We start from the raw sequence: 9,557 nt of genomic DNA, 5'->3' as shown, positions 1-9,557 counted from the left end.
CAGTATATTATTTTCGTCAACAAGTTTTTTCGATAACTTGTATCTCTCATTTGCTGACTCTGCCTATTATATAGACTTTCCCATCTCTATGCAAGTATTATTCTAAAAAAAAATAAGAGAGGGAAAATCCCCACTCTTATTCTTCAGAAGCCTCTTCGCTTCCATCTTCTTCTTCATCTTTTTGCGCTTTTGCTACTGTTGCTACTTCTTGTTCATTTTCCAAACGGATTAATCGTACACCTTGCGTATTACGACCCATTTGAGAAATTTGATCAACTGGCATACGGATAATAATACCCGCAGCTGTAATTAGCATAATATCTTCTTCGCCAGTTACAGACTTAACTGCTACTAATTTACCGTTTTTATCTGTGATATTACATGTTTTTAAACCTTTACCACCGCGACTTTGTAGACGATATTCATCAACCGGTGTACGTTTTCCGTAACCATTTTTGGTTACAATTAAAACGTTCATATCCTCTTCAACAATTTCCATACCTACAACTTGGTCTTCATCACCTAGTGTAATAGCTTTTACACCTGCCGCATTACGTCCCATAGAACGAACATCTTGCTCATTGAAACGAATTAACATACCGTTACTTGTTCCAACAATAATATCCTTATCACCAGATGTTAAGCGTACAGAGATTACTTCGTCCTCTTCACGAAGGGAAATTGCAATTAAACCATTCGTACGTATATTGGCAAATGATGAAAGAGGCGTTCTCTTAGAAATACCTTGTTTTGTTGTGAAGAATAAGAATTGATCATCACCAAATTCACGGATTGGAATAATAGCGTTGACCCACTCACCTTTATCTACTTCTAACAAATTAACAATTGGTATACCTTTTGCCGTACGGCTATACTCTGGAATTTCATATCCTTTTGTACGGTATACTTTACCTTTGTTTGTGAAGAATAGAATATGATCATGTGTAGACGTTGTCAATAAATGCTCAACAAAGTCATCATCATTCGTACCCATTCCTTGTACACCACGTCCTCCACGGTTCTGTGTTTTGTACGTAGAAGCTGGTAACCTTTTGATATAACCATTATGAGTAAGTGTGATAGCGATATTTTGCTCTGGGATTAAATCCTCATCTTCAATTGATTCCATACCACCAATTGTAATTTCTGTTCTTCTTTTATCATTAAAGCGTTCTTTTACTTCTGTTAATTCTTCACGAATAATTTCAAGAACCTTTTCTTCATCTGCTAAGATGGCCTTTAATTCAGCAATTAACTTCATTAAGTCTTGATATTCTTGTTCAATTTTTTCACGTTCTAGTCCTGTTAAGCGTTGCAGACGCATATCTAAAATTGCTTGCGCTTGTTTTTCACTTAAACCGAAACGTTCCATCAATCCTTGTTTTGCAATATCAGCAGTCTTTGAACTACGAATTAAAGTAATTACTTCATCAAGGTGATCTAATGCAATTCGTAACCCCTCTAAAATATGAGCCCGAGCTTCCGCTTTCTCTAATTCATAAGCAGTACGTCTACGAATAACTACCTGTTGATGCTCTAAATAATAATATAAAGTTTGTTTTAAGTTTAATACTTGTGGCTCCCCATTCACGAGCGATAACATATTAATACCGAAACTTGTTTGAAGCGCTGTATGTTTATATAAATTATTTAATAGTACGTTTGCATTTGCATCACGGCGTACTTCCATGACAATACGCATACCATTTCGATCTGACTCATCACGTAAATCTGTAATACCTTCGATTTTTTTATCGCGAACTAACTCTGCAATTTTTTCAATTAATCGAGCTTTATTCACTTGATAAGGCAGCTCTGTTACAATAATTGCTTGTTTTCCATTTGCCTTTTCTTCAATTTCAACTTTAGCACGAAGTATAATAGAACCGCGACCTGTTTCATACGCTCTTCGAATTCCACTTCTCCCTAAGATTAGACCCGCCGTTGGGAAATCTGGTCCCGGAATAAATTCCATTAATTCCGCAATAGTAATGTCAGGATTATGACTCAATGCTAGCACGCCATCAATTACTTCTCCAAGTTGATGAGGCGGAATATTTGTTGCCATACCAACCGCGATACCTGTCGTACCGTTTACTAATAAGTTAGGAAAGCGCGCTGGTAATACAATTGGTTCTCTCTCAGAACCATCGTAATTGTCTTGGTAATCTATCGTGTTTTTCGTAATATCACGCAACAGCTCCATAGAAATCTTAGACATTCTTGCTTCTGTATAACGCATTGCTGCTGCTGAATCTCCATCAACAGAACCGAAGTTACCATGCCCATCAACAAGCATATAACGTTGACTAAAATCTTGTGCCATACGTACCATTGTTTCGTAAACGGCTGAATCACCATGCGGGTGATACTTACCAATTACTTCACCAACAATACGCGCTGATTTTTTATATGCTTTATCAGCAGTAATCCCTAAATCATTCATTGCGTATAAAACCCTGCGATGCACAGGTTTTAACCCATCACGAACATCTGGTAGTGCACGAGATACGATAACACTCATTGCGTAATCTAAAAATGAGGTACGCATTTCATGACTAATATTAATTTCTCGAATTCGTGCTTGTTCTTGATTGTCTGACATCAACGAGCACCTCCTCTTACATTTCCGTTACATATACATTGATTTATATGTAGAAGACAGGAATGCTTAGATTCCTGTCATTACTTACTTAAATATCAAGGTTTTTCACGTATTTTGCATTTTCTTGGATAAAGTTACGACGTGGCTCTACTTTATCACCCATTAAAATTTCAAACGTTTCATCTGCTTCAATTGCATCTTGCAGAGAAACTTGAAGTAATGAACGTACTTCTGGATCCATTGTCGTTTCCCATAATTGAGTCGGATTCATTTCCCCAAGACCTTTGTAACGCTGAATACCAGGTTTTGGGTGAGCTGGTAACTCTGCTAATATCTTTTCAAGCTCTTTATCGTTATAAGCATATTGAATCTTTTTCCCTTGTTGCACTTTAAACAATGGTGGTTGTGCAATATATATATAACCATGTTCAATGATTTGACGCATATAACGATAGAAGAACGTTAATAATAGAGTACGAATATGCGCGCCATCAACATCGGCATCGGTCATAATAATAACTTTATGATAGCGAGCTTTTTCAATATCAAAATCCCCACCGATATTTGTACCAATCGCTGTGATAATCGTACGTACTTCATCATTAGATAAAATCTTATCTAATCGTGCCTTTTCAACGTTAATAATTTTACCCTTAAGTGGTAAAATCGCTTGAAAGTGGCGATCGCGTCCTTGTTTTGCAGAACCTCCTGCAGAATCTCCCTCTACGATGTAAATTTCACTAATCGAAGGATCTTTAGAAGAACAGTCTGCAAGCTTCCCTGGCAAACTAGATACTTCCAGCGCACTCTTTCGGCGTGTTAATTCACGTGCCTTCTTCGCTGCTACACGTGCACGTGCTGCCATTGTTCCTTTATCCACAATCTTACGAGCAACATTTGGATTCTCAAGTAAAAACTTTTCGAACGCTTCTGAGAAAACAGATTCTGTAATCGTTCTCGCTTCACTATTTCCAAGTTTTGTTTTCGTTTGTCCCTCAAACTGTGGATTCGGATGTTTGATGGAAACAATCGCTGTTAGTCCTTCACGTACATCTTCACCTGTTAGGTTACTATCAGCATCTTTTAAGATGTTATTTTTTCGTCCATAATCATTTATTACACGTGTTAGGGCAGTCTTGAAACCAACCTCATGTGTACCACCTTCATACGTATGAATATTATTCGTAAATGAATAAATATTGTTTGTATAACCTTCGTTATATTGAAGAGAAACTTCAACTTGAATTCCATCTTTCGAACCCTCTACATATACAGGTTCTTCATGAATCGGTTGCTTCGAGCGGTTTAAATGCTCAACATAAGATTTAATTCCACCTTCATAATGGAACTCTTTCTTCTGCTTATTTTCGCGTTTATCTTCAATTATCAATTTAATATTACGATTTAAAAATGCTAGTTCACGCATACGTGTTGCTAATGTATCAAAATCGTATTCTGTAGTTTCTTTAAAAATTTCTGGATCTGGCTTAAAACGAGTTATTGTTCCTGTATGATCTGTTTCACCAATTACCTTTAAATCTGCAGCTGGGATACCTCGTTCATACTTTTGATAGTGAATTTTACCTTCACGATGTACAAATACTTCCAACTCTGTTGATAGAGCATTTACAACAGATGCACCCACACCATGTAAACCACCGGAAACTTTATAACCGCCACCGCCAAATTTACCACCTGCGTGGAGTACAGTCATAATAACCTCTACAGCAGGGCGTCCCATTTTTTCTTGTATACCAACTGGAATACCACGACCATTATCCGTCACACGAATACTATTATCTTCTTCGATGCTAACATTAATTTCATCACAGTATCCTGCTAATGCTTCATCAATACTATTATCTACAATTTCCCATACAAGGTGATGAAGACCCTTCCCACTTGTAGATCCAATATACATACCCGGGCGTTTTCGAACTGCTTCCAGTCCCTCAAGCACCTGTATTTGACTTTCATCATATGAATTTTCCTGCATTTGCTTTTGTTCCATTGACACAAAGATCACCTACTTTTCCATTTAAACAGAAATTATGTTCTGTCTATTTCACAATCTACCGTGCCGTTCGTTACATGAATTGTTTTCGCTTGCTTTAATGTTTCGTGTTCAATTCCGTCGACACTTGTCGTTGTCACAAATGTTTGCACTTTTCCTTGAATTGTATTTAAAAGATGTGATTGACGATAATCATCTAACTCTGATAACACATCATCTAATAAGAGGATTGGATATTCTTTAACCTCTGAATAAATCAATTCAATTTCAGCTAACTTTAGGGAAAGTGCGGTTGTTCGTTGTTGCCCTTGTGAACCAAAGACTTGAACATTTTTATCATTAACGAAGAATTGTAAATCGTCACGATGAGGACCAATTAAAGTTGTACCACGGAAAATTTCACGTTGTTTCACAGATTGAAAACTTTCATAGTATACTTCTTTTATTTTCGACAAACCCATTGATTCTGATACATCTACGCTCGGTTTATAGACTATTTCTAGTTCCTCTAATCCCCTACTAATGCCACGATGGATTGGAGCAGCCCATTCTTGTAATAAATGCAGAAACTCAAAACGTTTTTGCAAAATTTTTGTACCATGTTCAATGAGTTGCAGTGTAAATACATCCAACATCGTTTCCTCATTTTTACTATTCCCTTGCATTTTTTTAAGCAAGTGATTTCGCTGCGTGAGCACTTTTTGATATTGACTTAACTCATACAAATAGACAGGAGCTATTTGTCCAAGTTCCATATCTAAAAAGCGTCTTCGTACTTGAGGGCTTCCTTTTACAAGATTTAAATCTTCTGGGGCAAACATAACAACATTCATTTCACCAATATATTGGCTTAACCTTTGTTGTTCTAGCTGATTTAATTTTGCCTTCTTCCCTTTTTTAGAAATATTTAATTCTAAAGACAAGGAACTGTTTCGCTTTTGTAATCTACCTTTTATTTTACCATAATCCTCATCCCACCGGATAAGTTCACGATCGTTCGAAGTTCGATGAGACTTGGCCATCGCTAATACATAAATAGCTTCCATCAAATTCGTTTTCCCTTGAGCATTTTCACCAATAATTACATTCACTTTATCCTCAAAGGAGAGATCCAGATATTCATAATTGCGATAATTTTTTAATTGTAATTCTTTAATATACAAAGGGCTCCCCCTTTATGCTTGAACTTGAAATGTTCCGTTTCCCGGAATTTCAACAATATCATTTGCATACAACTTTCGGCCTCTTCTATTTTCAAGCTCTTGATTGACATACACTTCGTATTCTTGTAAGAACCATTTAACAGCACCGCCTGTATCAATTACATCAGCTAACTTTAAAAATTGTCCCAGTGTAATATACTCAGTTGAAATCTTAATACGTTTCATAAAATCGCTCACTTTCTGAAAGTGTTCATTCTTTCATTGTACTAAATAAACCCGCATTAGGAAAGTAATACCCCGAAAATCAAATAAGGGCCACTAGCATATTCAAACTAGTAACCCTCACTCTCGCTTAGTAAGTACGAACTGGTAAAATTAATTGGATGATAGAATCATCATTTACTGTACGAATTAAGAATGGTCTCATCGCTCCAGTAAAACTAATTTTAATTTCTGTACTGTCTAACGCTTTTAATGCATCCATCATATATTTTGCACTAAAGGAGATTTTTAATTCTTCCCCTTCTATTTTTTCACATTGAACTTCCTCTACTACTTTTCCGATTTCTGGTGAATTTGAAGAAAGTTCCAGCATTTGTTGTTCTAACGTCGATAATTTCACAACATTATTGCGACCATCTCTTGCTAGTAAAGAAGCACGATCAATTGCTTGTAAAAACTCTTTTGTATTTACAAATATGTCGGTTTTACTTTCTGCCGGAATTAAACGTGTTGTATCCGGGTAATTCCCTTCTAACAACCTTGAGAAGAATAATAAATGTTTAGTTCGGAATAATACTTGATACTCCGTAATGACAATATCCACCATTTCTTCAGACTCATCTAGAATTTTGCTCAATTCATTTAAACTCTTACCAGGGATAACAACATTCGCTTGAAATTCATCAGAAATTGTATGACCTTCAATCTTCGCTTTACGAAGTGCTAACCTGTGACTATCTGTTGCAATACAAGTCAGTTCACTGTTATACACTTTCCAGTTTACACCTGTCAAGATCGGACGAGTTTCAGAACTTGAAACCGCAAATACAGTTTGACGAATCATATGTTTTAGTAAATCTGTCGGGATTTTAAATACATGATGTTCTTCAATTTGCGGTAATAATGGATATTCAGCAGCATCTAAACCATTTAGATTAAACTCTGACTTTCCAGATTTTATTTTTGTCATAAAATGATTTTCCACAGAGATTTCTACTGTGTCTTTTGGTAATTTTTTTACGATCTCACTAAAATATTTTGCTTGTAAAACAATGCTCCCCGATTGTGCAATTTCAACAATTTCTTTTCCATTTTCTTCAACTGGAATAAAAGATTCAATCGAAATATCAGCATCGCTTCCTGTCAATGTAACACCTTCTTCAGTTACTACAACTTTAATTCCTGTAAGTATGGGAATAGTTGTACGAGAGGAAACGGCCTTCATTACATCTTGTACACTTCTTACAAGATAGTCTTTTTGAATTGTAAAACGCATAGCGAAAACCTCCGGCAAGTATAAGATTTTATTTATTTAATAAATATAAAAAAATAGTAGTAATAGTAATAGGGCTTGTGGATATGTGGATAACTCCATTTAGAGACGGAAAAACAGTCTATCTACATGTGGATAGACTGTGTGTAAAACAAGGGAAGTTATTCACACTATTCAGCTACTACTTTAAAATATGATTGATTTCCTCAACTTGTTTTTGTAGTTGTGTATCAGTTTTTAATAGTTTTGAAATTTTTTCGTGCGCATGGATGACCGTTGTGTGATCACGTCCACCAAATTCTTCACCAATTTTAGGTAAAGATGAATCTGTTAACTCACGTGATAGATACATTGCAATTTGGCGAGGAAACGCGACTGATTTTGTGCGTTTTTTTGCTTTAAAGTCTTCTAGTTTAACTTGAAAAACATCTCCAACGGCTTTTTGAATATCATAAATAGAAATAATCTTTGGTTTAGAATTTGGAATAATATCTTTAAGTGCTTCGGCAGCTAAATCCGCATTAATATCTTTATTAATTAAAGATGAATAAGCAACAACTCGAATAAGTGCACCTTCTAGTTCACGAATGTTCGAGTCGATTTGATTTGCGATATAGAGCATGACTTCATTTGGGATGTCAAGGCCTTCCGCTTTCGCTTTTTTTCGTAAAATCGCAATTCTCGTCTCTAAATCTGGCGGTGTAATATCTGTAATAAGTCCCCACTCAAAACGGGAGCGAAGGCGATCTTCTAATGTCGGGATCTCTTTTGGCGGTCGATCGCTTGAGATTACAATTTGCTTGCTTTCTTCATGTAGCGCATTAAATGTATGGAAGAACTCTTCTTGTGTTTGTTCTTTTCCAGCAAGAAATTGAATATCATCTATAAGCAAGACATCGACATTACGGTATTTATTACGGAAATCGACAGCTTTATTATCACGAATAGAGTTAATAAATTCATTTGTAAATTTTTCTGATGATAAATAAACAACCTTAGCATTCGGATTATGTTCAATGACATAATGACCAATTGCATGCATTAGGTGTGTTTTTCCAAGCCCAACTCCCCCATAAATAAATAGCGGGTTATATGCTTTTGCTGGTGCTTCAGCAACTGCTAATGAAGCTGCATGAGCAAAACGGTTCCCAGAGCCAATAACAAATGTATCAAACGTGTATTTTGGATTTAACATGCTCTGTGGTAAGTGATTGGACTCATCATTTATTCTTTTCTTTTTAGCAGGAGGATAGTCAATCTCCTCTTCAGTTTGACTTTGGGGAATAATAAAGCGAATTTCTAGTTTTGCTCCTGTTAAATCATAAAGTGTTTCTGAAATTAGTTCTGAATAATGAGATTCTAGCCAGTCACGAGCAAATTCATTCGGAGCTGTAATCGTTAATATATCTTTTTTCAAAGCATGTGCTTTGGTTGATTTTAACCATGTCTCATAACTTGGTTTACTGACCTTTTTTTCGAGTTCTTTCAAAGCACTATTCCATAAATCAGAGATATTTTCCAAAGGTGTCCCTCCTTTACAAAGATGGTAAAAGAATAAGGTTGTGCAACAATTGTACAACCTCAAAATAACGAAATGTATATTTATACGAAACGTATTTTAAAACCTAAAAACGTCGTTTGTATACGAGATAGAGTTTTCGACAAAAAATACAAATGTGGACAACTGCTTACCCACATGTGATTATAACTGTCCACATGTTATGCACAATTTGTGGATAAACTAAACTTGTGGAAAACTTGTTCAAGGTGAAAACACAACTATAATATCAAAAAAAGATAGCGATAGCAATGAATTTCAGAAAGTTATCCACAAAATCAATACCTTGTGGAATAAACTTGTCCACAATACGATATACTGTGTAAAAGTGAAAAAATAATTTGTGGATACAAAAAAATGAAAAATATATTATCCACAAAGAAATAAAACAGCTGTGAAAAAAATTGTGAATAGGTTCAAAATGAATATTTGATGAAAATTTAGAGAACCATTGACATTTTCCTAGTTGATTAACTATAATTTATAAGACTGTCTTTAACAGATATTCCTCAGGGAGGTGTCATATAATGAAAAGAACTTACCAACCAAATAAACGTAAGCGCAGCAAAGTACATGGTTTCCGCAGCCGTATGAGCACAGCGAACGGACGTAAAGTGCTAGCAGCTCGTCGTCGTAAAGGAAGAAAAGTATTATCTGCGTAGACCACTGATCGTTCAGTGGTCTTTTTTTCTAGTAATAATGAATTTCCGCTGATGAAATAC

7 protein-coding genes are annotated in these 9,557 nt (G+C 35.6%); 1 reads left to right on the top strand and 6 read right to left on the bottom strand.

The genetic code is table 11. The features are described 5' to 3' along the window. Nucleotides 1-136: 136 nt before the first annotated feature. From gyrA to dnaA, 6 genes are all read right to left on the bottom strand, one after another. Nucleotides 137-2,605: a DNA gyrase subunit A gene (gyrA, locus tag BPMYX0001_RS24080; protein ID WP_006096803.1), complete on the bottom strand. Its 2,469-nt coding sequence runs from the start codon at nt 2,603-2,605 to the stop codon at nt 137-139. Between the two features lie 88 nt (nt 2,606-2,693). Next, nucleotides 2,694-4,616 (bottom strand): DNA topoisomerase (ATP-hydrolyzing) subunit B, encoded by a 1,923-nt coding sequence (gyrB, locus tag BPMYX0001_RS24075; protein ID WP_006096802.1) that lies wholly within the window; start codon nt 4,614-4,616, stop codon nt 2,694-2,696. Between the two features lie 38 nt (nt 4,617-4,654). After that, nucleotides 4,655-5,782 carry a DNA replication/repair protein RecF gene (gene recF / locus BPMYX0001_RS24070; protein WP_006096801.1) on the bottom strand — a complete coding sequence of 376 codons (1,128 nt, stop codon included), beginning with the start codon at nt 5,780-5,782 and terminating at the stop codon, nt 4,655-4,657. 12 nt (nt 5,783-5,794) lie between these two features. Beyond that, complete coding sequence (gene yaaA, locus BPMYX0001_RS24065; protein WP_003194149.1) at nt 5,795-6,007, bottom strand: S4 domain-containing protein YaaA; 213 nt, start codon at nt 6,005-6,007, stop codon at nt 5,795-5,797. A 127-nt stretch (nt 6,008-6,134) separates the two neighbouring features. After that, nucleotides 6,135-7,280, bottom strand: a complete 1,146-nt coding sequence (gene dnaN, locus BPMYX0001_RS24060; protein ID WP_003194151.1) for a DNA polymerase III subunit beta — start codon at nt 7,278-7,280, stop codon at nt 6,135-6,137. Between the two features lie 178 nt (nt 7,281-7,458). Then, nucleotides 7,459-8,799, bottom strand: coding sequence for a chromosomal replication initiator protein DnaA (gene dnaA, locus BPMYX0001_RS24055; protein WP_003194153.1), 1,341 nt, complete (start codon nt 8,797-8,799; stop codon nt 7,459-7,461). Between the two features lie 563 nt (nt 8,800-9,362). Here dnaA and rpmH point away from each other — a divergent pair. Continuing rightward, nucleotides 9,363-9,497 (top strand): 50S ribosomal protein L34, encoded by a 135-nt coding sequence (gene rpmH / locus BPMYX0001_RS24050; RefSeq protein ID WP_000831901.1) that lies wholly within the window; start codon nt 9,363-9,365, stop codon nt 9,495-9,497. Nucleotides 9,498-9,557 lie beyond the last annotated feature (60 nt).

Origin of the sequence: Bacillus pseudomycoides DSM 12442, assembly GCF_000161455.1 — a bacterium.
GTDB classification, from domain to species: domain Bacteria; phylum Bacillota; class Bacilli; order Bacillales; family Bacillaceae_G; genus Bacillus_A; species Bacillus_A pseudomycoides.
Note: the sequence above shows the minus strand (reverse complement) of the source record. Positions and strands in the feature narration are given on the sequence as shown.

What these genes read in the sequence shown, in the direction of transcription:
- yaaA (WP_003194149.1), bottom strand. Translation starts at nt 6,007, where the DNA reads ATGAAACGTATTAAGATTTCAACTGAGTATATTACACTGGGACAATTT.
- dnaN (WP_003194151.1), bottom strand. Translation starts at nt 7,280, where the DNA reads ATGCGTTTTACAATTCAAAAAGACTATCTTGTAAGAAGTGTACAAGAT.
- rpmH (WP_000831901.1), top strand. Translation starts at nt 9,363, where the DNA reads ATGAAAAGAACTTACCAACCAAATAAACGTAAGCGCAGCAAAGTACAT.
- gyrA (WP_006096803.1), bottom strand. Translation starts at nt 2,605, where the DNA reads ATGTCAGACAATCAAGAACAAGCACGAATTCGAGAAATTAATATTAGT.
- gyrB (WP_006096802.1), bottom strand. Translation starts at nt 4,616, where the DNA reads ATGGAACAAAAGCAAATGCAGGAAAATTCATATGATGAAAGTCAAATA.